At 59.9% G+C, this 23,941-nt stretch carries 21 protein-coding genes and 1 pseudogene; 14 read left to right on the forward strand and 8 right to left on the reverse strand.

Annotated elements, in window-relative coordinates:
- The 4 genes and pseudogenes from CKW25_RS02065 to CKW25_RS02080 form a co-directional block, all read right to left on the reverse strand.
- A pseudogene (locus tag CKW25_RS02065) lies at positions 1 to 959 on the reverse strand (group II intron maturase-specific domain-containing protein); the annotation flags it as partial.
- A gap of 488 nt (positions 960 to 1,447) precedes the next feature.
- Entirely contained in the window at positions 1,448 to 1,564 is a 117-nt protein-coding gene (gene ccoM / locus CKW25_RS27255) for a cytochrome c oxidase subunit CcoM (RefSeq protein WP_007926603.1), read from the reverse strand.
- A 143-nt stretch (positions 1,565 to 1,707) separates the two neighbouring features.
- The gene (locus CKW25_RS26610) at positions 1,708 to 1,869 is read right to left on the reverse strand and encodes a hypothetical protein (RefSeq protein ID WP_007959203.1); all 162 of its coding nucleotides are present in this window, start codon (positions 1,867 to 1,869) and stop codon (positions 1,708 to 1,710) included.
- A 141-nt stretch (positions 1,870 to 2,010) separates the two neighbouring features.
- Positions 2,011 to 2,352, reverse strand: coding sequence for an aspartate-semialdehyde dehydrogenase (locus CKW25_RS02080; RefSeq protein WP_095077379.1), 342 nt, complete (start codon positions 2,350 to 2,352; stop codon positions 2,011 to 2,013).
- Between the two features lie 206 nt (positions 2,353 to 2,558).
- Between CKW25_RS02080 and rapA the strand changes: the two genes are divergently transcribed.
- Complete coding sequence (rapA, locus tag CKW25_RS02085) at positions 2,559 to 5,405, forward strand: RNA polymerase-associated protein RapA (protein ID WP_095077380.1); 2,847 nt, start codon at positions 2,559 to 2,561, stop codon at positions 5,403 to 5,405.
- A gap of 234 nt (positions 5,406 to 5,639) precedes the next feature.
- Here the strand turns inward: rapA and CKW25_RS02090 are convergent, their stop codons facing one another.
- Positions 5,640 to 6,989 carry an MFS transporter gene (locus tag CKW25_RS02090; protein ID WP_095077381.1) on the reverse strand — a complete coding sequence of 450 codons (1,350 nt, stop codon included), beginning with the start codon at positions 6,987 to 6,989 and terminating at the stop codon, positions 5,640 to 5,642.
- Positions 6,990 to 7,282: 293 nt separating this feature from the next.
- On the opposite strand from CKW25_RS02090, the gene CKW25_RS02095 reads away from it, so the two are divergent.
- Positions 7,283 to 9,568, forward strand: coding sequence for a bifunctional diguanylate cyclase/phosphodiesterase (locus CKW25_RS02095; protein WP_095077382.1), 2,286 nt, complete (start codon positions 7,283 to 7,285; stop codon positions 9,566 to 9,568).
- Here CKW25_RS02095 and CKW25_RS02100 read toward each other — a convergent pair.
- Positions 9,459 to 10,355 carry an NAD(P)-dependent oxidoreductase gene (locus CKW25_RS02100; RefSeq protein WP_095077383.1) on the reverse strand — a complete coding sequence of 299 codons (897 nt, stop codon included), beginning with the start codon at positions 10,353 to 10,355 and terminating at the stop codon, positions 9,459 to 9,461. The genes CKW25_RS02095 and CKW25_RS02100 overlap by 110 nt on opposite strands.
- Before the next feature lie 194 nt (positions 10,356 to 10,549).
- Between CKW25_RS02100 and CKW25_RS02105 the strand changes: the two genes are divergently transcribed.
- Entirely contained in the window at positions 10,550 to 12,727 is a 2,178-nt protein-coding gene (locus tag CKW25_RS02105; protein ID WP_095077384.1) for a hypothetical protein, read from the forward strand.
- Between the two features lie 335 nt (positions 12,728 to 13,062).
- Here the strand turns inward: CKW25_RS02105 and CKW25_RS02110 are convergent, their stop codons facing one another.
- Complete coding sequence (locus CKW25_RS02110; protein WP_095077385.1) at positions 13,063 to 13,368, reverse strand: DUF2288 domain-containing protein; 306 nt, start codon at positions 13,366 to 13,368, stop codon at positions 13,063 to 13,065.
- A 348-nt stretch (positions 13,369 to 13,716) separates the two neighbouring features.
- Between CKW25_RS02110 and CKW25_RS02115 the strand changes: the two genes are divergently transcribed.
- From CKW25_RS02115 to CKW25_RS02155, 9 genes are all read left to right on the forward strand, one after another.
- Positions 13,717 to 14,844 (forward strand): branched-chain amino acid ABC transporter substrate-binding protein, encoded by a 1,128-nt coding sequence (locus CKW25_RS02115; RefSeq protein WP_095077386.1) that lies wholly within the window; start codon positions 13,717 to 13,719, stop codon positions 14,842 to 14,844.
- 230 nt (positions 14,845 to 15,074) lie between these two features.
- Positions 15,075 to 15,998 (forward strand): high-affinity branched-chain amino acid ABC transporter permease LivH, encoded by a 924-nt coding sequence (livH, locus tag CKW25_RS02120; RefSeq protein ID WP_095077387.1) that lies wholly within the window; start codon positions 15,075 to 15,077, stop codon positions 15,996 to 15,998.
- Complete coding sequence (locus CKW25_RS02125; protein ID WP_095077388.1) at positions 15,995 to 17,251, forward strand: high-affinity branched-chain amino acid ABC transporter permease LivM; 1,257 nt, start codon at positions 15,995 to 15,997, stop codon at positions 17,249 to 17,251. Before livH ends, CKW25_RS02125 begins: the two co-directional genes overlap by 4 nt.
- Complete coding sequence (livG, locus tag CKW25_RS02130; protein ID WP_095077389.1) at positions 17,248 to 18,015, forward strand: high-affinity branched-chain amino acid ABC transporter ATP-binding protein LivG; 768 nt, start codon at positions 17,248 to 17,250, stop codon at positions 18,013 to 18,015. The genes CKW25_RS02125 and livG overlap by 4 nt, the downstream gene beginning before the upstream one ends.
- Positions 18,016 to 18,717, forward strand: a complete 702-nt coding sequence (locus CKW25_RS02135) for an ABC transporter ATP-binding protein (protein ID WP_095077390.1) — start codon at positions 18,016 to 18,018, stop codon at positions 18,715 to 18,717. It abuts the gene before it with no gap.
- Positions 18,718 to 19,040: 323 nt separating this feature from the next.
- Positions 19,041 to 19,346: a DUF2282 domain-containing protein gene (locus CKW25_RS02140; protein WP_095077391.1), complete on the forward strand. Its 306-nt coding sequence runs from the start codon at positions 19,041 to 19,043 to the stop codon at positions 19,344 to 19,346.
- Positions 19,347 to 19,369: 23 nt separating this feature from the next.
- Entirely contained in the window at positions 19,370 to 20,263 is an 894-nt protein-coding gene (locus CKW25_RS02145; protein WP_095077392.1) for a DUF692 domain-containing protein, read from the forward strand.
- Positions 20,260 to 21,036 (forward strand): DUF2063 domain-containing protein, encoded by a 777-nt coding sequence (locus CKW25_RS02150; protein ID WP_095077393.1) that lies wholly within the window; start codon positions 20,260 to 20,262, stop codon positions 21,034 to 21,036. The genes CKW25_RS02145 and CKW25_RS02150 overlap by 4 nt, the downstream gene beginning before the upstream one ends.
- On the forward strand, positions 21,033 to 21,536 hold the full coding sequence (locus CKW25_RS02155; protein ID WP_095077394.1) for a DoxX family protein: 504 nt from the start codon (positions 21,033 to 21,035) through the stop codon (positions 21,534 to 21,536). Before CKW25_RS02150 ends, CKW25_RS02155 begins: the two co-directional genes overlap by 4 nt.
- On the opposite strand, the gene CKW25_RS02160 is transcribed toward CKW25_RS02155, so the two are convergent.
- Positions 21,527 to 22,441: a LysR family transcriptional regulator gene (locus CKW25_RS02160; RefSeq protein WP_095077395.1), complete on the reverse strand. Its 915-nt coding sequence runs from the start codon at positions 22,439 to 22,441 to the stop codon at positions 21,527 to 21,529. The genes CKW25_RS02155 and CKW25_RS02160 overlap by 10 nt on opposite strands.
- Positions 22,442 to 22,546: 105 nt before the next feature.
- Here CKW25_RS02160 and CKW25_RS02165 point away from each other — a divergent pair, with 105 nt between their 5' ends.
- Together CKW25_RS02165 and CKW25_RS02170 are read left to right on the forward strand one after the other, a co-directional pair.
- Complete coding sequence (locus tag CKW25_RS02165; protein WP_095077396.1) at positions 22,547 to 23,146, forward strand: short chain dehydrogenase; 600 nt, start codon at positions 22,547 to 22,549, stop codon at positions 23,144 to 23,146.
- 62 nt (positions 23,147 to 23,208) lie between these two features.
- Complete coding sequence (locus CKW25_RS02170; protein WP_095077397.1) at positions 23,209 to 23,883, forward strand: COG3650 family protein; 675 nt, start codon at positions 23,209 to 23,211, stop codon at positions 23,881 to 23,883.
- Positions 23,884 to 23,941 lie beyond the last annotated feature (58 nt).

Here is a 23,941-nt window from a genome sequence, read left to right on the forward strand (position 1 = left end):
ACCAAGGGCCTCGACCGTTGAATGCTGAGTGACAAGCACGAGCTTCGTTGAGCCCTAGACGCATCAGGTTGCGTGCCCTCGTCGAGGGCTGCTTCCATTGACGCCATACGGCGCAGCGAAGTTTGTGGCGCACCCAGCCATCAAGTTTCTCCAGCGCTCGCTTGCCTTGGGTTAACTTGAAGTACCCAGCCCAACCGCGCAGCACGGGGTTTATCCGCTCGATGACATACGCCATCTTGCGGCCCCGCGCGCCGCGTAGCAGCTCTGCGAGTCGGTCGCGCAAGCGACCCAGACTCATCGTCGCCACCCTCAGTCTCGGCTGTTGATGCCAGCTCATCCCGTAGCCCAAGTAATCACACATCCATGACCCGGCTACCCGGCTCTTTTCCCGGTTCAGGGTCAGTTTCAAGCGCTGACTCAAGAAGCGCTCGACGCCAGCCATCACTCGTTCACCTGCACGGAGACTACGCACATAAATGTTCGCGTCGTCGGCATAACGCACGAAGCGATGGCCTCGCCGTTCCAGCTCGCGGTCGAGCTCGTTAAGCAGGATGTTCGACAGCAACGGCGAGAGCGGGCCGCCTTCCGCCTTTGGGTTTGGGGATTTCGACGGCGCGTACACCTTGCGGGTGATACTCGCCAGTCAGTAACCGAACTTTGAGGATCGGCCAATACTGTTTCACGTGGTCCGCCAATTGGTCGACCGTCATGCCATCGGCACCCGGTGCGCCCTTGTTGCTGACCACACGTTGATATGCACGTCTGAGGTTGGCCGGTGCAAGCACCCGCGCCATCAGCGTGTCCGGCTCCGCGTTCGTCCACGCCACAGACGCCGCCGATACCTTTGCGCTGTCAGCCGTCATCCTCGGATTCTGTCCGGGACTTGGAGTCACAGTCTTCTCTGGGAGAAATTTCTGCATTTCGGTATTCAACGAGACTCTGACGCCTACTGGCGGCATAACCTGTTCAGCCCTTGGTGACGGGGTTATTCGTCACTTACTACGGCTTCGGCTGACTTCTGCACGCTCATCCCGTCGCCTCGCGGCGCTCGGTAGCACAGTGGCAAACGCACAGATCTCCCAGGGTAATTCGCGCGACCTTCCTGCTTATGCCTGTCGGATCTACGTCACAGCGTTCCGTGCAAGTATTGGGCTTTGGCAATTTTGGCTACCTTACCCCGCTGCACCGCCTAATCCGCTTCCTGTTCGTCAGGCCAGCATTTTGCCTCGGGCTTCCTTCAGATTCGCAGTCACCCGCGACACCCTTGCCTCTGGCTAACACTTCCCCTTGCCGGGTGTGTAGAGGACTTTCACCTCCAAGTCACCAGCGAGGCCACCACGGCCAAGCTGGTTGCGCTTGCGCGCAACGCGCCATGCCTGGCGCACCAAAAAAAAAGGGCAACCGAAGTTGCCCAAAATGCCTTGCGTGCTCGTGCTTCCAGAAAGACCTAAGGCTTTTTGCGCTTATGTGCATCTTTCCAGATAAAGAAACCAAACCCGGCAAAAAACAGAACCATGAGGCCGACTGTCAGCACTCCGGCGATCACCACATTGTCGAAAAACATGACTGGCCTCCTGCATTTGCCTCGTTGCGATGGGGCTAAGTTAACCAATCAGGCACAGGAGAAAATTGACCGGGATCAATGCCGCCCAAGACTGGGCGTAAAGGAGGGGAAATAACTGACCTGAATCAACGAATCCAGGTGGTTCAACGCTTTTTCGGTTTGTTTTTCGGCTTTTTCTTGGGCTTGCCCAAGGGCATGGCCTGCTCGAACGCCTGGCGCACTTCGTTCAGGCGTTTTTCATTGAGGTCATGCACGCGCTTGGCACGCTCGGTGTTGAGGTCGATCAGCTTGTCGTCTTGGCTCATGGCGTGGCTTACATCTTCAGGTTCAGTACAGGCGTAGCACGGCGACCATCGTCACCCTGCCCGCTCAAGGTTCGCCAATAATGCGGTCAAAGACCGACGAAGACCAGCCACCTGCAGGGCACAACAAAAAAGGTGCAGGCATCAGACCTCGATGTCGACCCACATCCCCTGGCGCGGCGACTCATCCATCAACGGCACCACGGGCACCGTATTGTCGGCATTCAATTCATCGCCCGGTACCGCCAGATGTGCCTGCGGGTCGTCGTCTGCTTCGCGGCGGCGCTTGTCGCGCGCCTGCTGGCGACGCTGCTCTTCGCGCAACAACAGCGCCGACTCCTCGCCATCGTGCTTTTGCAAGTCGATGGTGCTTTCACTGGAACTGGCCTGCACCGGCACCACTGGCGCAATGTCCGGCTTCGGGCGGACCGGGTCCTGCTGAGAGGTGATCGGCACGGCGCTCAAGGGAAGCATTGGTGGCAGCATGTTTAGGGTCTCCTGTGGGCAAACTGTCGGCTGCCAGAGGCATGACTTGAGCCATCGGTCGCAAACTTGTGAGCCGGTTGCCACTCTTTATGCCCATTCGCTTCGATGCGCTACCGTAAGACTAGTAGTTTTTATGAGAGTCCTTTGGCTCTGAAGGCAGCGATCCGTTAAGATAGTCGGCTTTTTCAAGGCGGGAGTCAGGCAGCATGGCGCAGCAGTATCAACCGGGGCAACGCTGGATTAGTGACAGCGAAGCCGAGCTAGGTTTAGGCACCGTTCTGGCACAGGACGGTCGCTTGCTGACCGTGCTCTACCCGGCCACTGGCGACACTCGTCAGTATGCGCTACGGAATGCGCCCCTCACCCGCGTGAGGTTTTCGCCGGGCGACACTATCACGCACTTCGAAGGCTGGAAGATGACCGTGCGCGAAGTCGACGACGTCGACGGCCTGCTGGTCTACCACGGGCTCAACGCGCAGAACGAAGCGGTGACCCTGCCTGAAACCCAACTCTCGAACTTCATCCAGTTCCGTCTGGCCAGCGACCGTCTGTTCGCCGGGCAAATCGATCCGCTGGCCTGGTTCTCGTTGCGTTACCACACCCTGGAACACACCAGCCGCCAGTTGCAATCCTCGCTCTGGGGCCTGGGCGGCGTACGTGCGCAACCGATCGCCCACCAGTTGCACATTGCCCGTGAAGTCGCTGACCGTATCGCGCCACGGGTGTTGCTGGCAGACGAAGTCGGCTTGGGTAAAACCATCGAAGCCGGCCTGGTGATCCATCGCCAACTGCTCTCCGGTCGCGCCAACCGCGTGCTGATCCTGGTTCCGGAAAACCTCCAGCACCAGTGGCTGGTAGAGATGCGTCGCCGTTTCAACCTGCAGGTTGCGTTGTTCGACGAAGAGCGCTTCATCGAAAGCGATGCCGGCAACCCGTTCGAAGACACCCAGCTTGCGCTGGTTGCGCTGGAGTGGCTGGTGGACGACGAGAAGGCCCAGGACGCGCTGTTCGCGGCCGGCTGGGACCTGATGGTGGTCGACGAAGCCCACCACCTGGTGTGGCACGAAGACCAGGTCAGCCCGGAGTACTCGCTGGTCGAACAACTGGCCGAGACAATCCCGAGCGTGCTGCTGCTGACCGCCACCCCGGAACAACTGGGGCAGGACAGCCACTTCGCGCGTTTGCGCCTGCTCGACCCCAACCGTTTCCATGACCTGAACGCCTTCCGTGCCGAGAGCGAGAACTATCGCCCGGTGGCCGAAGCCGTCCAGGAGCTGATGGACCAGGGTCGCCTGTCCCCGGCCGCACATAAAACCATCCAGGGTTTCCTGGGTGAGGAAGGCGAAGCGCTGCTGACCGCGGTCAACGATGGCGACGCCGAGGCCAGTGCGCGCCTGGTTCGCGAACTGCTCGATCGCCATGGCACCGGCCGTGTGCTGTTCCGCAACACCCGCGCCGCCGTACAGGGTTTCCCGGAGCGCAAGCTGCATCCGTACCCGCTGCCGTGCCCCGACGAATACCTCGAACTGCCGCTGGGCGAACATGCCGAGCTGTACCCGGAAGTCAGCTTCCAGGCCCAGCCGGATGCCAGCGAAGAAGAGCGCTGGTGGAAGTTTGATCCGCGCGTCGAGTGGCTGATCGACCAGTTGAAGATGCTCAAGCGCACCAAAGTACTGGTGATCTGCGCCCACGCCGAAACCGCGATGGATCTGGAAGACGCCCTGCGCGTGCGTTCGGGCATCCCGGCCACGGTGTTCCACGAAGGCATGAACATCCTGGAACGTGACCGCGCTGCCGCTTATTTTGCGGACGAAGAGTTCGGCGCCCAGGTACTGATCTGCTCGGAAATCGGCAGTGAAGGTCGCAACTTCCAGTTCTCCCACCATCTGGTGCTGTTCGACCTGCCTTCGCACCCTGACCTGCTGGAACAGCGGATCGGCCGTCTCGACCGGATCGGCCAGAAGCACGTGATCGAATTGCACGTGCCGTACCTGGAGACCAGCCCGCAAGAGCGTCTGTTCCAGTGGTATCACGAAGCGCTGAACGCCTTCCTCAATACCTGCCCGACCGGCAACGCCTTGCAGCATCAGTTCGGCCCACGCCTGCTGCCGCTGCTCGAAGAAGCCGATGACAGCGACTGGCAAGCGCTGATCGACGAAGCCCGCGCGACCCGCGAAAGCCTGGAAACGGAATTGCACAGCGGCCGCGATCGTCTGCTGGAGCTCAACTCCGGTGGTGCCGGCGAAGGCGATGCCCTGGTTGAAGCGATCCTTGAGCAGGACGATCAGTTCGCCCTGCCGATCTATATGGAAACCCTGTTCGACGCCTTCGGCATCGACAGCGAGGACCATTCGGAAAACGCCCTGATCCTCAAGCCGAGCGAGAAAATGCTCGACGCCAGCTTCCCGCTGGGTGACGACGAAGGCGTGACCATCACCTACGACCGCAACCAGGCACTGTCTCGCGAAGACATGCAGTTCATCACCTGGGAGCACCCGATGGTTCAGGGTGGCATGGACCTGGTGCTGTCCGGCTCGATGGGCAACACCGCCGTCGCGCTGATCAAGAACAAGGCACTCAAGCCCGGTACCGTGTTGCTGGAACTGCTCTACGTCAGTGAAGTGGTTGCCCCTCGCTCGCTGCAGTTGGGTCGTTACCTGCCACCGGCAGCCTTGCGCTGCCTGCTGGATACCAACGGCAACGATCTGTCGGCCCGCGTGTCCTTCGAGACCCTGAACGATCAACTCGAAAGCGTGCCTCGTGCCAGCGCCAACAAGTTCATCCAGGCCCAGCGCGACCAACTGACACCACGGATCAACGCGGGCGAAGAGAAGATCACGCCACGTCACGCCGAACGCGTGGCCGAAGCGCAACGCCGCCTGGCTGCCGATACCGAAGAAGAACTGGCGCGCCTGACCGCGTTGCAAGCGGTCAACCCGACCGTACGCGACAGCGAACTGGTTGCCCTGCGCCAACAGCGCGAGCAAGGCCTGGCCATGCTCGACAAAGCCGCACTGCGACTGGAAGCGATCCGGGTGCTGGTAGCGGGTTAACCCCTCCCTGCCCCGCCAGACGAAAGGCCCGCAGCGATGCGGGCCTTTTTTTGTCTGCAGTCCCGTCCTCCCGTGGCGAGCGAGCTTGCTCGCGCTGGGCTGCACAGCAGCCCCAAAATCGGTCACCGCGTTTTATCTGAAAGCCTGCAATCGTCTTGTTGGGGGCGCTTCGCACCCCAGCGCGAGCAAGCTCGCTCGCCACAAGGCATGTGTTCGGCATCCCCGCCAAGGCGATCAGGCAATCGCGGCTGAACCCTCAGGCTCAACCACCGCCCCCAACCCTTCTTTCATCCGCTTGGCATCGCGTACAAAGCAACGCGCCGCCAGGAGCAGAAACACCATCGTCAGCAACAACGCCACCGGGATCAGGTACATCGCATCGTGCAGGCCGGCGGCCTTGAATGCTTCGCTCATCTGCCCGGCCCCGGCTGCAAGCATCGCGGTGTGGGAGAAGTGGTCAGACAGCGCGCCCACGACCACCGGCCCCAATCCGCCGCCCAACAGGTACAGCCCGGCAAAGAACAAGGCCATCGCTGTCGCTCGCAGACGCGGCTCGACCACGTCCTGAATCGCCGTGTAGACGCAGGTATAGAAGTTGTACGCAAACAACCAGCCAAGGCTGAACACGGCCACGAACACACCGATTTCAATACGCCCGGCATGCAGCGCCCAGGCCGTGCACAGCGTCGAGATGACCAGGCTGAAGGCGGCAAACAGTAACCGGCCATTGGCCACTCGCTGGTGAATCCTGTCGGCCGCCCAGCCGCCCAGGGTCAAGCCGAACAACCCGGTAACGCCCACAATTATCCCCGTGGCCACTGCCGCGTCCTGCAATGGCAACTGAAAGTAGCGTTGCAACATCGGCACCAGAAACGAGTTGCAGGCATAGGTAGCGAAGTTGAAACACAAGCCCGCCATCACCAGCCAGAGAAAAGTCGGAATCGCCAGCACCCGACGAATCGGCCGATCCACGGGTTCCTGGGATACGTGCACGGTTTCCGCGGCACCGCGCTTGGGCTCCTTGATGAAGAACATGAACACCGCGAGCATCAGGCCCGGCACCGCCGCGATAAAAAATGGCGCGCGCCAGCTGTCGAACGCCTTGACCATCCAGCCGATGGTAAAGAACGCCAGCAACAGCCCCAATGGCAGCCCAAGCATGAAGATGCCCATGGCCCGTGCCCGACGGTGCGCCGGGAACAGGTCGCCGATCAATGAGTTGGCCGCCGGCGCGTAACTGGCCTCACCAATGCCGACCCCCATGCGCACAATCAGGAAACTCCAGAAACTTCCCGCCAGGCCGTTGACCGCCGTCAGCCCACTCCACACCGCTAGCCCCCAGCCCATCAGTCTGCTACGCGAGCCGGTATCGGCCATTCGCCCCAATGGCAGACCGGCAATGGCATAGACGATAGTGAATGCGGTACCGATGATCCCCAACTGGAAGTCACTCAAGTGCCATTCCATGCGGATCGGCTCGATGATAATGGAGGGAATGGTGCGATCGAAAAAGTTGAACAGATTGGCAAGGAACAGCAGGAACAGAATGCGCCAGGCATTCGCCGCTTGGGTCGAGTTCTGCATGAGTCCGTCTCGTTTATTGTTATAGGGGCTTCATTTCCGACAGCATTCGAGCCCGGAACCTGCAATCTAGTCAGGAGCAAGACACCTGTCTGTCATTATTCGCCAGGCTGATACCCACTCATCGCGCCTGCCCGGGCGCATGAAACAAGTTAGGTCCAAACGCTCTAAAACCCATTACAAAATCATTTGGGCCAATGTGCCACTATCGCTTGCGCACCGTGCATGACCTCTATACTCCATGCATTCGCCAGCGTTCATGGCGCCGGCAGGATGACTCAGAGACGGGATGTGCTATGGAGTGGCTTGGCCTGCATTTCATGACCGAACTGCCAGAGAGCAGTGCACAGGTTGTACTCAACAGTGGTCATAACACGGTTCTGGTGCTGCTGGCCTATCTGGTTGCCTGCGCGGCCTGCTTTGCCACGCTGGACATGGCCGAACGCGTTGGCCATGCCGAGACCCCGGCCTCTCGACGACGCTGGCGCTGGGTCGGTACTTCCTGCCTGGCGGGCGGAATCTGGGCGATGCATTTCATCGCCATGCTGGCGTTTCATCCCCCCATCGACGTCCACTACGAGCTGTCGATCACCCTGCTGTCCCTGCTGATGGCCTTCCTTGCTGCCTTCCTGGCCATGGATACCCTCAGTGATCTCCAGCTACATCCCTGGCAGTACATGAAGGCTTCCATCGGCATCGGCCTGGGTATCTGCGCCATGCATTACGTGGGCATGGCCGCCATACGCTCCGATGCCCAGGCGTACTACCAGCCAACGCTGTTCGCGTTGTCGATCGCGATCGCTATCGTGACCAGTGCCGTCGTCTTGCTGCTTTCCCACTGCCTGCGCAACGGCAACGGCGTATTCCATCAGTTGCTCAAATACACCACCAGCCTGTTGTTGGGCGCAGGCATCGTCAGCGTGCACTTCACCGGCATGTGGTCCATGAGCCTGGTGCTGCCCGCTGGCTCACCAACGCTGCAATCGGTGAACAACGACCATATGCAACTTGGGCTGACCATTGCCGTCATTGCCCTGCTGGTGACCGGCAGTAGCATCAGCGCGGCCTTGGCCGACAAAAAGCTGCAACACAAAGAACACGACCTGCGCCGGGTCAACGCATTGCTCGGCCAGTTGGATCAGGCACGCATGTCGCTGCAGCAGGTGGCGCACTACGATGCCCTGACCAACCTGATCAACCGTCGCGGCTTCAATCAGATCTTCGCCGAGAAACTCATCGAGAAAAGCACCCATGGCGGCATGCTGGCGATCATGTTTCTGGACATCGATCACTTCAAGCGCATCAACGACAGCCTGGGCCATGATGCCGGCGACGAGTTGCTGAAAGTCATCGCCGGCCACATCAAGGGTTCGACCCGTAGCCACGAAGACGTAGTGGCGCGGTTTGGCGGCGATGAGTTCTGTATTCTCATCAACCTGCACGATCGCGAGGAAGCGCGGCACATGGCCCAGCGCATCATGCAAAAAATGAAGGACCCCATCGAGCTGGCTGGCCGACGCATGGTCATGACCACCAGTATTGGCATCAGCCTGTTTCCTGAAGACGGCAAGACCTGCGAAGAACTCCTGAAAAACGCCGACCTGGCGCTCTACCAATCCAAAGGCAACGGCCGCAATGGCCTGCACTTTTTCAGCAGCAACCTGAAAACCAGGGCCACGATGGAATTGCAGCTTGAAGAAGAACTGCGCAATGCACTGCACGATGACAGCGAGCTAGTGCTGCATTACCAGCCTATCTACGACCTCAAGGCCGGCCGGGTGACCAAGCTCGAAGCGCTGATTCGCTGGCAGCATCCGGTGCACGGCCTGCTGGCTCCGGATCGCTTCATTGCCATCGCCGAAGCCAACGGCCTGATTGCCGAGCTCGATAACTGGGTGCTGCGCAAGGCGTGCGAGGATCTCGGCGATCTGTTGCGCAATGGCCACGAAACAATGAACATCGCGGTCAATTGCTCGCCACTGAGCCTGGGGCGCGAAGAACTCGCCAACGAAATCGACAGCGCATTACGCTCAGCTGGCGTGGCCCCTCAACGCCTGGAGCTGGAAGTCACCGAAAATGCGCTGATGGGCAATATCGCCAACACCCAGGTGCTGATGCGGCAGATTCGGGCGCTGGGGGTTTCACTGTCAATCGACGATTTTGGCACCGGCTACTCATCCCTCGCCTATCTCAAGCGTTTGCCATTGAACACCCTGAAAATCGACCGTTCGTTCATCCAGGACACTCCCTGCTCCACCCAGGACATGGAGATCATCCACGCCATTATCGTCATGGCCCATACCCTGCAGTTAACTGTGGTCACCGAAGGCGTCGAGACGCTGGAGCAGTACCAGTTCCTCGAGCGCTTCGGCTGCGATTTCGTCCAGGGCTACCTGCTCAGCCACCCGGTACCGCTGGCCCAATTGCAGCCGGTCCTGAACGAAATCAACCGGCGAAAACAGGCTCACAGCCTCAACCCTTCGAGCCTGGCTCGCGGTATAGATGAATCAATGTCGCAGGATCTTTTTCCAGATACCCCTGACCTCCATGCAAGCGCATCAACTGTGCGGCCAGTCCACTGATCGGTGTCGCCGAACCCTGCTCGCGGGAAAACTTTACCGCGCCATCCAGATCCTTGAGCAGGGTTCGCACATGCCACTTGATCGGCTCAAAACGGCTTTCGGCCATTTGCGGAGCCAGAATCTGCAAAGGCCTGGAGTCGGCAAACCCACCACTCAAGGCTTCAGCCAACAGGCTCGCATCCACACCTGAACGCTCGGCCAGCGCCACCACCTCGGCAATTACCAAGGCATTGCAGGCCACGATCATCTGATTACAGGCCTTGGTCACCTGCCCCGCGCCGACGGCCCCCATGTGCGTCACCCGCTGGCCAAGGTTCAGCAGCATCGGGCGAATCCGCTCAACGTCCGCCGACTCACCACCGACCATGATTGCCAGGCTTCCCGCTTCGGCCCCTGCGACGCCACCGGACACCGGCGCATCCAGCCAGCCCATTGCCGTTTGGCTGGCCAGTTGTTCAGCCATTTCCCGGGTGGCAGTGGGTTCCAGGCTGGAAAAGTCCACCAACAGCTGGCCCGGTTTCGCACCGCTGGCCACACCAGCGACGCCGAACACCACATCACGCACCACGTCCGTATTGGCCAGGCACAACATCACCAGATCCGCGTGCTGACACAATTCGGCTGGCGTCGAGACTTGCCGTGCCCCGGCCTCGACCAAAGGCGCGCACTTCTCGGGATTGCGGTTCCACACGGTCAGCGGATAACCCGCCGCCAACAAGCGCCGACACATCGGCAAGCCCATCAGACCGATTCCAGCAAACGCCAGCGAAGGTAACAGTGCCATCAAATTGCCTCTGCTCGATTAAAGATCACCGAATAGTGGCCGATTCAACAAGGCTTGGGGAAGTATTCCCACAGCGAGGCTCAGGTTAGCCCCCTATCGCTGGAGAGACCGCCGCGCCGTAACGACGCGAACGCCTCTGGGCAATAGCCAGATGACATCTCACCTCCGAACCCATCAGTCCAGGCACATGGCGCACAATGACTTCTAAAAACAATCCTGCCCCCGCGGTATCCGAACTGACGCTCACCGCCGCCATGGACAGACCCTCAGGCATGAAGCCATTGACCAGCTCGCGCCCGCTTGCGACTCAGCAGTACCTGTATTTCACTGAAACCAACACCGACCGCATCCTCGATAACCTCGACGGCCTGCGCGACATGGTGTTCCCTCAGCCACCACACCTGGAAGGCGATGCCGAGCAGCACCAACAGGAGTTTCCTTCGGTGTGCCTGATCGGCCTGGGACGTTGCGGCTCGAACATTGCGCTGGACGTGGCAGAGTTGGTGTACAACGCCCGCAAGTTCTACCTCAACGAGTTCAACAACGAAGACAAGTCCTACGCAGACAAGGGCTACAGCCCTGCGCAGTGGATTCGCACCAACCTGCGACTGGGGGCGGGCAAGGCGTCCAAGCCGGTGTTCCTGGTCGAACCCCTGGTCATGCTGGGGGACCTGGACAAGGACATCGCCGGACGCATCCGCTTTTCACGCAAGGGCGAAAAAAGCGGGTTCCTGCGCGATTACAGCAAAATGAAAATCATGGACCTTTCCGAAGTCCATGCCGGTGGCGCCGGTAATGCGCCGATCCTCGGCCAGTACCTGGCCAAGATCATCCTGAACAAGGATACCCAGCGTTTCTCCAGCCCTGACTGGAAGATGATCCATTCGTACCTGATCGACAGTTGCGGCATCAAGGCCAACCAGTCGCGCCTGTACTTCTCGATCTTCAGCGCCGGTGGCGGTACCGGCTCGGGCATGGCCTCGGAGTTCGGCCTGGCCCAACAGCACTCGTACATGAACAAGACGTTCGACACCAAGCCGGTGGACGAGCACGACAGCAAGAGCGGCCATTCCTTTGTTTTCGAGCCGATCTTCACCAGCGGTATTTGCGTACTGCCGAACATTTCCGATCACCGCAGCGAAATGTCGGAAGCGCTGCACATCAACGCCGGCCGCCTGCTGTGCAAGTACCTGTCGGAAGAGTGGGACTTCTCCTACAACTTCGCCAACGAAGACAGCAGCGAAGCCAGCGTCATGGGCCGCATCCGCCCATGGAACGCCATGATGCTGATCTCCAATGACATCATGCGTTACGCCGAGGAGAACGATGACGGCAACATCCAGAACATTGATGTCAATGCCATGGAGAAGCACGCCAACCAATACATCTCCCAACAGATTTTCAACATTCTGACGGCCCAGGCAGTCACGACCGACTATGACCAGAACTACTTCCGTCGTGCCGGCATCGACATTGGCGAAACCATTCGCCTGGACGCCAACGACCTGTTCATGAGTCTGGCCGGCCCCGTGGCCATTGCCTACGCGGAATCCGTGGTGCCGGAACAACCGGCACCGAGCAGCGACAAATTCAAAGTGTTCGACAAAGAACCGCAACGCCTGAACATCGACGACCTGTTCTTCCGCTCCATCGACCTGCCCCATTTCAACAAAGTCACCCAGGCGATCGAGGGCATCAGCCTGTTGCCGATCGAGTCCAAGCGCTATCGCGCAGCGCTGGAGCAATACAAGAACTCGGGGTACGACGCCGCCGCCCTGCATGACCTGCACTTCTTCAAGAACTGCTCCTCGGTGGTGTCGATCGTCTCCTTGCCCAAGGACTACAAGCTGTCCTACATGGACCTGAACCGGTTGAAGACTCACCTCAACAGCCTGTTCCCCAACACCACGCTCAAGCGTTATGCGCTGGTGATCGGGGCCTCGGCCAACCTGTCGTTGACCACCCTGATCGCCAAGAGCCCGTGCCTGTCGGACGACTTCCTGACCCTGATCGTGGCCTTCATCAAACGTTGTTTTGCGCGCAACCCGTATCGTTTCGACGACACCCTGGACAACTCGATCCTGGACTTCATCATCCATGAGGACTTCGATGAGGCCATGATCGACGACTTGCTCAACGAGTTCGAAAACCCGGCGAAGATCCTCGACACCAACTGGTATGCGATCAAACCGATGTATGAGAAGAAGTACCGCGAGCTGATCAACGACAAGGACAAGTTTGTCTCGATCAACGACATCCGCCTGTCTCGCGATTGCGTGAAGAAGGCCATCAAATACCTGCGCGAGATCTACCGTCACCGCATTGGCAAGACCAAGGTCATTTCGCTGAACAACCACACTGGCAAAACCTGCTGAGACAGGTATGAAACCGAGTCGTACCCTTCGCGGGCAAGCCCGCTCCCACAAATGGCCGGGGCCCTTCAGACAGCATTCGGTCGAAGGTGGGAGCGGACCAACTGGCACTCTCCTGCCCCGCGAAGAGGGATCGGAATCCCCCCCCATGACCAACGCCTTCCCTCACCCCAGAAACAATTAAGCAGCCGTTAGGCTGCTTACTGAACTGTTCCCGTTACGTTTACGTCACCGTGATGCTGGCCACTCTGTGGTCTTTCTCTACGGCACCGTGCTATCACGCTACTCGGCTACACACTTTTTTCAGCGCCCACCAGGCACCAATAGCGTGCAACCTTTCAAGGTTGCGCCCTTTCCTGAATCAGGATCCACGGCGAAACCACCACCGCCCAGAGTTCAGGATCACGCTCGACCAGATCCAGCGCCCGCGTCGCAGACACTTCGGCAACCTTCCCCGCGGCCAGCCAGGCAGCCACTTTCTCCCGTTGGTCCTCTGCCATGGCTTCAGCCGCCACGATCAGATCCAGATCAGCTTCGACCCACAATAGGGCACCCTTGGCAAAGAAGGGTTCCAGTTCCTTCCAGCGGATAGATGCGGTTTCACCAAGCAGCTTGGCATAGAGGGTGCTAGGTTCTTGACTCATGGGCTCTGTCCGGAAAAGAAATCGACGCGAATGATAACGTCGGTGCCCCGGCAGAAAAACCCGGATGCAAATGAGTGACTGATCGAAAACAGCCGGAACGCCAAGGAATGCGCTGAATCAACAGACTGTCCAGCGAAAACCCCGCCGCAATTCTGTCTTTTTCTTTCATAAAAGCGACACCCTCAGGTTTTGCCCCCTGGCGCCAGCTTCCCAGGCCGACAATTGGCGCTCTACACTGTACCGGTACAGTTGCCGGGGGCATTTCCGGAGGATATCCAAGATATCTGACCCGGTTCTGCTGCTACGGCGCCAGGACTATAAAAATTACAACAGCAAGAGTGGAGCACTATGAATAAGGCTACTAAGCAGATTTCCAAACTGTTTGCCGCTATGGTTCTGGCCGGGGTTGCCAGCCATTCGTTCGCAGCTGACACCATCAAGATCGGCATCGCCGGCCCTAAGACCGGTCCTGTAGCCCAATACGGCGACATGCAGTTCAGTGGCGCCAAAATGGCCATCGAGCAGATCAACGCCAAAGGCGGCGTGAACGGCAAGCAACTCGTAGCCGTTGAATACGATGACGCCTGTGATCCGAAACAAGCCGTGGCCGTTGCCAACAAAGTGGTCAACGACGGCATCAAGTTCGTGATCGGTCACCTGTGCTCCAGCTCCACTCAACCGGCTTCGGACATCTACGAAGACGAAGGCGTGATCATGATCACCCCGGCTGCCACCAGCCCGGACATCACCTCCCGTGGTTACAAAATGGTGTTCCGCACCATCGGCCTGGACAGCGCCCAGGGCCCTGCCGCCGGTAACTACATCGCCGATCACGTAAAACCGAAAATCGTCGCGGTCCTGCACGACAAACAGCAGTACGGTGAAGGCATCGCTTCGGCCGTGAAGCAAACCCTCGAGGGCAAGGGCGTCAAGGTTGCCGTGTTCGAAGGTATCAACGCTGGCGACAAAGACTTCTCCTCGATGATCGCCAAGCTCAAGCAAGCCAACGTCGACTTCGTCTACTACGGCGGCTACCACCCGGAGCTGGGCCTGATCCTGCGTCAATCCCAGGAAAAAGGCCTGAAAGCCAAGTTCATGGGTCCGGAAGGCGTGGGTAACGACTCGATCTCGCAGATCGCCAAGGGCGCGTCCGAAGGACTGCTGGTAACCCTGCCGAAATCCTTCGACCAGGATCCTGCCAACATTGCCCTGGCTGACGCCTTCAAAGCCAAGAAAGAAGACCCGAGCGGCCCGTTCGTGTTCCCTTCCTACTCGGCGGTTAAAGTCATCGCCGACGGTATCACCGCGGCCAAGAGCGAAGATGCTTCCAAAGTGGCGGAAGCCATCCACGCAGGCACTTTCAAGACCCCAACTGGCGACCTGAGCTTCGACGCCAAGGGCGACCTGAAAGACTTCAAGTTCGTGGTTTACGAGTGGCACTTCGACAAACCTAAAACCGAAGCTTCGCCTCAGTAAGGCTTTCCTGACTGACTGCCAATAAAGCCCACGGCGTGCCGTGGGCTTTGTTTTACGAAGATTTGGGCCGCACTTGCGTGATCCGCGGGTCTGCCCACCTGAAAATCTCAAAACCGTCATCAGCGGTTCGCTGGCAAAACTCACGCTCGAAGTGGATGAAGAACCACGGGGCCGGAGCAGGAAAATGACTCCACCAGTGAAATGCGTATCAGGTTTTTAGGAGCGTTGTAATGCCTGACATCTATCACTTTTTCCAACAGCTGGTTAACGGTCTGACCGTTGGCAGCACGTATGCCCTGATCGCCATCGGCTATACGATGGTTTACGGCATCATTGGAATGATCAACTTCGCCCACGGCGAGGTCTACATGATCGGCTCCTATGTGGCATTCATTGCCATTGCCGGACTGACCATGATGGGACTCGACAGCGTTCCGCTGTTGATGACCGCTGCGTTCATTGCAACCATCGTTGTCACCAGTGCCTACGGCTACAGTATCGAACGGATCGCCTACCGCCCCTTGCGCGGCAGCAACCGTCTGATCCCGTTGATTTCCGCCATCGGCATGTCGATTTTCCTGCAGAACACCGTTCTGCTGGCGCAAGACTCCAAGGACAAGTCCATCCCCAACCTGATCCCCGGCAATTTCTCCATCGGGCCAGGTGGCGCACACGAAGTGCTGATCTCCTACATGCAAATCGTGGTGTTCGTGGTGACCCTGATCGCCATGCTCGGCCTGACCATGTTCATCTCCCGTTCTCGCCTGGGCCGCGCCTGCCGTGCCTGCGCCGAGGACATCAAGATGGCCAACCTGCTGGGTATCAACACCAACAACATCATCGCCCTGACCTTCGTCATCGGTGCCGCGCTGGCGGCCATCGCCGCAGTGCTGCTGAGCATGCAGTACGGCGTGATCAACCCGAACGCGGGCTTCCTGGTCGGACTCAAGGCCTTCACCGCCGCGGTACTGGGCGGCATCGGCAGTATTCCGGGCGCCATGCTTGGCGGTCTGGTACTGGGGGTGGCGGAAGCCTTTGGTGCCGATATCTTCGGCGATCAATACAAGGACGTCGTGGCGTTCGGCCTATTGGTCCTGGTGTTGTTGTTCCGGCCAACCGGCCTGCTGGGCCGTCCGGAGGTTGAGAAAGTATGACTAGGAATCTTAAGCAGGCGCTCTTCAGCGCACTGTTGGTCTGGGCCGTGGCATATCCGGTACTCGGTCTGAAACTGACCATTGTCGGGATCAACCTCGAAGTCCATGGCACCAGCAACACCACCTTGATCACCATCGCCGTTTGCTCGGTGCTGATGTTCCTGCGGGTGCTGTTCGACCAGAAAATCAGCGCCGCGTGGAAAGCCTCGCCGAGCATGCCAGTCATGCCAGCCAAGGCCAGTAACTTCCTGACCCTGCCAACCACCCAGCGCTGGATCATCATTGCGTTGATCGTTGGTGCACTGGTGTGGCCGTTCTTCGGCTCCCGTGGCGCGGTGGATATCGCGACCCTGGTGTTGATCTATGTGATGCTCGGCCTGGGCCTGAACATCGTGGTCGGCCTGGCCGGACTGCTGGACCTTGGTTACGTCGGCTTCTATGCCGTCGGCGCCTACAGTTATGCGCTGCTGTCGCACTACTACGGTCTGAGCTTCTGGATCTGCCTGCCGATCGCCGGGATGATGGCGGCCACCTTCGGCTTCCTGCTCGGCTTCCCGGTGCTGCGCTTGCGCGGTGACTACCTGGCGATCGTGACCCTGGGCTTCGGCGAGATCATCCGTCTGTTCCTGCGTAACCTGACGGACCTCACCGGCGGTCCGAACGGCATCAGCAACATCGACAAGCCAACGTTCTTCGGCCTGACCTTCGAACGCAAAGCCGCTGAAGGCCTGCAAACCTTCCATGAGTACTTCGGCCTGCAATACAACTCGATCAACAAGGTGATCTTCCTTTACCTGATTGCGTTGTTGCTGTCGCTGTTTGCCCTGTTCGTCATCAACCGCTTGCTGCGCATGCCCCTTGGCCGTGCCTGGGAAGCACTGCGTGAAGACGAAATCGCCTGTCGCGCGCTGGGTCTGAACCCGACCATCATCAAGTTGTCGGCCTTTACGCTGGGTGCCTGCTTTGCCGGTTTTGCCGGCAGCTTCTTCGCCGCGCGCCAAGGGCTGGTGACACCGGAGTCCTTCACCTTCATCGAATCGGCAACCATCCTCGCCATCGTGGTACTGGGCGGCATGGGCTCGCAACTGGGTGTCGTGCTCGCCGCCACCGTGATGATCCTGTTGCCGGAAATGATGCGTGAGTTCAGCGAATACCGCATGCTGATGTTCGGTGCATTGATGGTGCTGATGATGATCTGGCGTCCTCAGGGTCTGCTGCCCATGCAACGTCCTCACATGGAGCTGCGCAAATGAGCCGCGAGATCCTGAAAGTCGAAAATCTGAGCATGCGCTTCGGCGGCCTGCTGGCGGTCAACGGCGTGGCCCTGACCGTGAAGGAAAAACAGGTGGTGGCACTGATCGGCCCCAACGGCGCCGGCAAGACCACCGTGTTCAACTGCCTGACCGGTTTCTACAAGCCGAGCGGCGGCAGCATCCTGCTGGACGGCGAGTCGATCGAAGGCCTGCCCGGCCACAAGATCGCCCTCAAGGGCGTGGTGCGTACCTTCCAGAACGTGCGTCTGTTCAAGGACATGACCGCGGTCGAGAACCTCTTGATCGCCCAGCACCGTCACCTGAACACCAACTTCCTGTCCGGCCTGTTCAAGACCCCGTCGTTCCGCAGGAGCGAGCGCGAGGCCATGGAATTCGCCGAGTACTGGCTGGACAAGGTCAACCTGAAAGAGTTTGCCAACCGTACCGCCGGGACATTGGCCTACGGCCAGCAACGTCGCCTGGAAATCGCTCGCTGCATGATGACCCGTCCGCGGATCCTCATGCTCGACGAACCGGCCGCCGGCCTGAACCCCAAGGAAACCGAAGACCTCAAGGCGCTGATCAGCATGCTGCGTGAAGAGCACAACGTCACCGTGCTGCTGATTGAACATGACATGAAACTGGTCATGAGCATTTCCGACCATATCGTCGTGATCAACCAGGGCACACCGTTGGCCAATGGTACGCCGGATGAGATCCGCGACAATCCTGAAGTGATCAAAGCCTACCTGGGGGAAGCGTAAATGCTGCAGTTCGAAAACGTTTCCACCTTCTACGGTAAGATCCAGGCCCTGCACAGCGTCAACGTGGAAATCCGCCAGGGCGAAATCGTCACGCTGATCGGTGCCAACGGTGCTGGCAAGTCGACCCTGCTGATGACCCTCTGCGGCTCGCCGCAAGCCCACAGCGGCAGTATCCGCTACATGGGCGAGGAACTCGTCGGCCAGAGTTCGGCGCAGATCATGCGCAAGAGCATCGCCGTGGTCCCTGAAGGTCGCCGGGTGTTTTCCCGCCTGACCGTCGAAGAGAACCTGGCCATGGGCGGGTTCTTCACCGACAAGGGCGATTTTCAGGAGCAGATGGACAAGGTCCTGGGATTGTTTCCGCGCCTGAAGGAACGCTTCAGCCAGCGGGGCGGCACCATGTCCGGCGGTGAGCAGCAAATGCTCGCCATCGGCCGGGCGCTGATGAGCAAACCCAAGTTGCTGCTGCTCGACGAGCCGTCACTGGGCCTGGCACCGATCATCATCCAGCAGATCTTCGACATCATCGAACAGCTGCGCAAGGATGGCGTGACGGTGTTCCTGGTCGAACAGAACGCCAACCAGGCCCTGAAGATCGCCGACCGCGCCTACGTTCTGGAGAACGGTCGCGTGGTGATGCAAGGTACCGGCGAAGCGCTGCTGACCGATCCGAAGGTCCGCGAAGCGTATCTGGGCGGTTAAACACTGCTGTCGCGACAAAAAAACGGCCTTCGGGCTAATGCCAGTCAGTTAAGAGAAATAAAGCCGAACACGAAACCCGTGGCGAGGGAGCTTGCTCCCGCTGGGGCGCAAAGCGGCCCTGTTTTTGGGCTGCTGCGCAGCCCAGCGGGAGCAAGCTCCCTCGCCACGGGTACTATGTTCGGCTGGTCTTTGGCTTAACTGATCGGCATTAGCCTTCGGGCCGTTTTTTTTGGCCTGCGCTGTAACGAATCGCAGTGAGCTTTCTCTACTGGGATAAGCAAGCACAGACGCTTCCTTGTCCCACTCACTGCTGGAGAAACACCATGACCGCTACCACTCGCACCCTGTCCGCCGCCACCTTGGCCCTGGCCCTGGGTTCCGCGCTGAGCCTGACCACCTTGCCGACAATCGCCCACGCGGCCGACGACATGGAGAAGTGCTTTGGCGTCGCCATGAAAGGCAAGAACGATTGCGCCGCAGGTGCAGGCACCACCTGCGCCGGCACCTCGAAGGTCGATCACCAGGCCAACGCCTGGAAACTGGTGCCAAAAGGTACCTGCGACAAGACCGCCAGCTCCACGTCGTCGACCGGCTTTGGTCAATTGGCCGCCTTCAAAGCCAAGTCGTAATTGCCGTACCTGCCTGAGCACTGATGATGCCGACCTCACCCGTACACTCCACCCGGCCCGTTGCCCAGGCAGGCGCAAACCAGCTCCCGCCCCGCGCCGGACTGGGACTCAAGAGCGAGCACTTCACCCAAGTGCTCGACTCATCACCGGACATCGGTTTCTTCGAGGTCCACGCTGAAAACTACATGGTTGCCGGCGGCCCCTTTCATCACTACCTGGGCCTGATCCGCGACCAATACCCGCTGTCGCTGCACGGCGTCGGCCTGTCGATCGGTGCCGAAGGCCCACTCGACACCCGGCATCTCGAGCGCCTCGCCGGGTTGATCGAGCGCTATCAACCCCATTCATTTTCCGAACACCTGGCCTGGTCCAGCCATGGCCCGGTATTTCTCAATGACCTGTTGCCACTGGCCTACGACGAATCAACCCTCAACCGTGTCTGCGAGCATATCGATCAGGTGCAAAACCGGCTGAAACGTCCGATGCTGTTGGAAAATCCCGCCACCTACCTGCAATGGCGCCACGCGAGCCTGAGCGAAACCGATTTCATCAACGCCGTTGTACGCCGCACCGGTTGCGGCCTGTTGCTGGACGTAAACAACGTCTATGTGTCCTGCATCAATCACCAGCGCGACCCGCTGGCCTATATCGACGCCCTGCCACTGCACGCGGTGGGAGAGATTCACTTGGCCGGGTTTGCCGAAGACACCGACAACCTGGGTGACCGCCTGCTGATCGACGATCACGGCGCGTCCATCGATAACGCCGTGTGGACCCTGTATCAGCAGGTTCTGGAACGCATCGGTCCGGTGGGTACCCTGATCGAACGCGACCATCAGGTCCCGGCGTTGTCAGTCCTGTGCGACGAAGCCCGTCAGGCGGATGGGATGCTGCGTTGCGCCGGAGCCCGGTCATGAGCAATCAAGCCACCTTCGCCGCCGCGCTGCTGGATCCATCGCTGGCCTGCCCATCCGGATTGTTCAGCAGCAACGGCGCCGCCCCCGACAGTCGCTTCGCGGTTTATCGGAACAACGTCCAAAGTTCGCTGATCAACGCTCTGGCGGACAGCTATCCGGTGGTCTTGCAGTTGGTCGGTGACGAGTTTTTCCGAGCCATGGCGCGCGCCTATGTTCAAGGCGCTCCCCCGCGCCATGCCGTGATCAATGACTACGGCCATGACTTTGCCGACTTCATCCAGGGGTTTGCACCTGCGGCCGGCGTGCCGTACCTGGCCGATGTTGCCCGCCTGGAGCGGCTGCGGATCAACGCTTATCACGCAGCCGATGCCGCCGGCATCGACCCGATGCAGCTCGCCGCCGTCCTGAATGAGCCCGATACCTTGGCGCAGTTGCGGATTCAGTTGCACCCGTCACTGTTCACCCTCTGCTCACCTTATGCGCTGGTCAGCGTGTGGAACGCCCATCAGGGCGACGACTTGCCAGCAAGCCTGGCGCCCTACCAAGAGCAGTGTGCCCTGATCCTGCGCAACGGCCTGCAGGTCGAAGTGTTCGCCATCGATCAGGGGGCTGCCTGCTTCATCGAACGCCTGCAAGCCGGTGATTGCCTGGAGCAAGCCGTCGTCCGGGCCCTGGATATTGCACCGGCGTTCGACCTGAGCCAATGCCTGGTGCTGCTGATCAGCCGTAACGCCATTACCCATCTGCAACAACACGACAAGGTATCGCCATGAGCACCCACCGCGAACACATCAACCCTGTTGCCCGCCTGGTCGAGCGCGCCATCGAGTGGCTGAGTAGAATTCCACAGGGACTGATCGCCTTCATCGCACGGTTCTCGATTGCCGCGGTGTTCTGGAAGTCGGGGCAAACCAAGGTCGAGGGGCTGGCGATCGACCTGATCGACGGCACCTTTGAACTCGGCGCGCCGCACCTCGCCGACTCGACTATTCCATTGTTTCAGAGCGAGTACCACGTCCCCCTGCTATCGCCGGAAATCGCCGCGTATCTGGCGGCCTTTGCCGAGCATCTGTTTCCAGTCCTGATCCTGGTGGGCTTGGCCACACGCTTCTCGGCACTGGCGTTGCTGGGGATGACCCTGACCATTCAACTGTTCGTCTACCCCGATGCCTACCCGACCCACGGCACCTGGGCGGCAGTCCTGCTGTACCTGATGGCCAGCGGCCCGGGCACGCTGTCGATCGACCACCTGATTGCCAGGCGTTATCGCTGAAGGCTATCGAGCGCTTCGCCGCTGCGCTTGAACCAGCCAATCAGGTAATCGGCCAACACTTGCGTGCGCCTGGGCAGCCCCCCCTGATACGGATGCACCAGGTACATCGGCATGCTGCGGGTTTGGTAGTCGCGTAGCAGCCAGCACAAGCGGCCATCCGCCAGTTCCGCCTGTAGCAGGTAGGAAGGCAGCCGCGCGACGCCGGCATGGGCCAGTGCGGCTTTCTTCAGCAGGTTGTAGTGATTGCTGGCAAAGGGTCCGCCCACTCGTACTCGCAACAACTCGTGTCGTTGGTGGTACAGCCACTCTTCCCGGCCGCTGTAATGACTGTTGAGCAGGCACCGATGTTCGGCCAGGTCCGCGGGCGTCCGAGGCTCGCCGAACTGCTCCAGATAGACTGGGCTGGCACAGGTCACCTCGTGCCAGGCCAACAGCGGCCTGGCCACCAGGCGTTCGTCGTTGGCCACCTCTGAGCGGATCGCCAGGTCGAAACCGTCGCGGGACAGGTCACGGTAGCTGTTGTTGAGTTCAAGCTCGATCTGGACCTGGGGATACTCCTGGGAGAACTCCAGCAGCAGGCCATCGAAAAACGTCTCGCCCAAGGATACCGGCACGGTGATGCGTACCGGACCGGCCATGTCGTCCTTCAGCCGCGCCAAGGCCTGGCGCGCCCGCTCGACCTGGACCACCAGGGCCTGCGCCTGGGGCAACAACGCCGCTCCCGCGGCCGTCAGGCTCAGGCGGCGCGTGGTGCGTTGCAACAACACCACGTTGAACCGGGCCTCCAGCAGGCTGATGCGCTTGGACAACTGCCCCTTGCTGCACCCTAGCTGCTGCGCCGCCAAGGTGAAGCTGCCAGCATCGATCAACACCGCGAAGGCCGCCAGATCATCCATTTCGCTCATGGATTGTTTCCTTTTGAAAACCAAAGGTTGCCTATTAGCTCGCTTATCAACAGAAAAAACCACTCTAGACTAAAACCTCGTTCACTTACTCGAGGAAACAGCACGATGAAAATTCTCTTGATTGGCGCCAGCGGTACCGTGGGTTCGGCAGTCGACAAAGAACTGTCACAGCGCCACGAAATCATCCGCATCGGTCGCAATGGCGGCGACTTTCAGGTCGATATCAGTGACAGCGCGTCGATCCGTGCCCTGTTTGAAAAAACCGGGAAGTTCGACGCGCTGGTCTGCGCGGCCGGCAGCGTCACCTTCGCCCCCCTGGAGGAAATGAGCGAACAAAGCTTTGCCCTGGGCCTGCAAAACAAGCTCATGGGCCAGGTCAACCTGCTGTTGATCGGCCGCGAATACGCTAACGATGGCGCGTCGTTCACCTTCACCAGCGGCATCCTCAGCCATGACCCGATCCGCAGCGGCGCATCGGCCGCCCTGGTCAACGGGGCACTGGACAGTTTTGTACGCGCCGCCGCCATCGAGTTGCCCCGTGGCCTGCGCGTCAACTCGGTCAGCCCTACCGTGCTGGTCGAAGCCATGGGCAGCTACGCCCCGTATTTCCGGGGTTACAAGCCGGTATCGGGGGCCGATGTCGGGCTGGCCTACGCCAAGAGCGTGGAGGGCCTGCAGACCGGCCAGGTGTTTCACGTCGGTTAATCGGCCCTTGTGATGAACGGTCAGCCTGCGTAACGTGACGGCACTTGCCTGGAGAGCCATCGATGCGTGCTGCCCGTTCCCTGATGTTTGTCGCCCTGCTGCCCTTGTTCGGCGGATGCCAGTTGCTCCAGAGTTCGCCGCAGGCGCCCTCCACGGCCGGCCTGACCCGCATGCAGGGCGAACTGAGCATGGCCAATGGCAAGCTGGTGTTTTCGCCGTGCCAGGAAAACCGCCAGTACCTCGTCAATGACGCGGGCGCCACCAGCATCCTGCAGGAAGCGGCAACGCTGGCCGGCACCCAGCACAAAGTGTTTGCCGACCTGCGCGGGCGGGTGCCATCGGCCACCGTCTCCGGCAATCAGGCACAACTCGACGTCCAGCAGTTGTATCGCCTGCAACGCCTGGGCGCATCCTGCGACAACCCCGACTTCCAGCGCCTGATCCTGCGGGCCAGCGGCAACACCCCCGGCTGGAGCGTCAACGTGACGGGCAAGGGCATGGTCATCGAACGCGCGGGGCAACCGGCACTGGCCTTGCCCTACCTGGAAGAACAAGTCGGTGACGGCCGCTTCAACCTCAGCAGCGAAGCCAACAACCAGCATGTCGAACTCTGGATCGCCCCACAGCGTTGCGTTGACCCGACCCTGCCCAGCGTCCAGTCCATGAGCGCCGAACTGCGGGTCAACGGCCAGGTTCAGCGCGGTTGTGCGTATTTCGGTGGTGCCCGCAGCGACTGATTCGACGAGCTGCTGTTTTAGCCTCACTGGAACCGGCCTTTGAGGCTTATAATCGACG

The organism is Pseudomonas sp. Irchel s3h17, from assembly GCF_900187505.1.
GTDB lineage: Bacteria > Pseudomonadota > Gammaproteobacteria > Pseudomonadales > Pseudomonadaceae > Aquipseudomonas.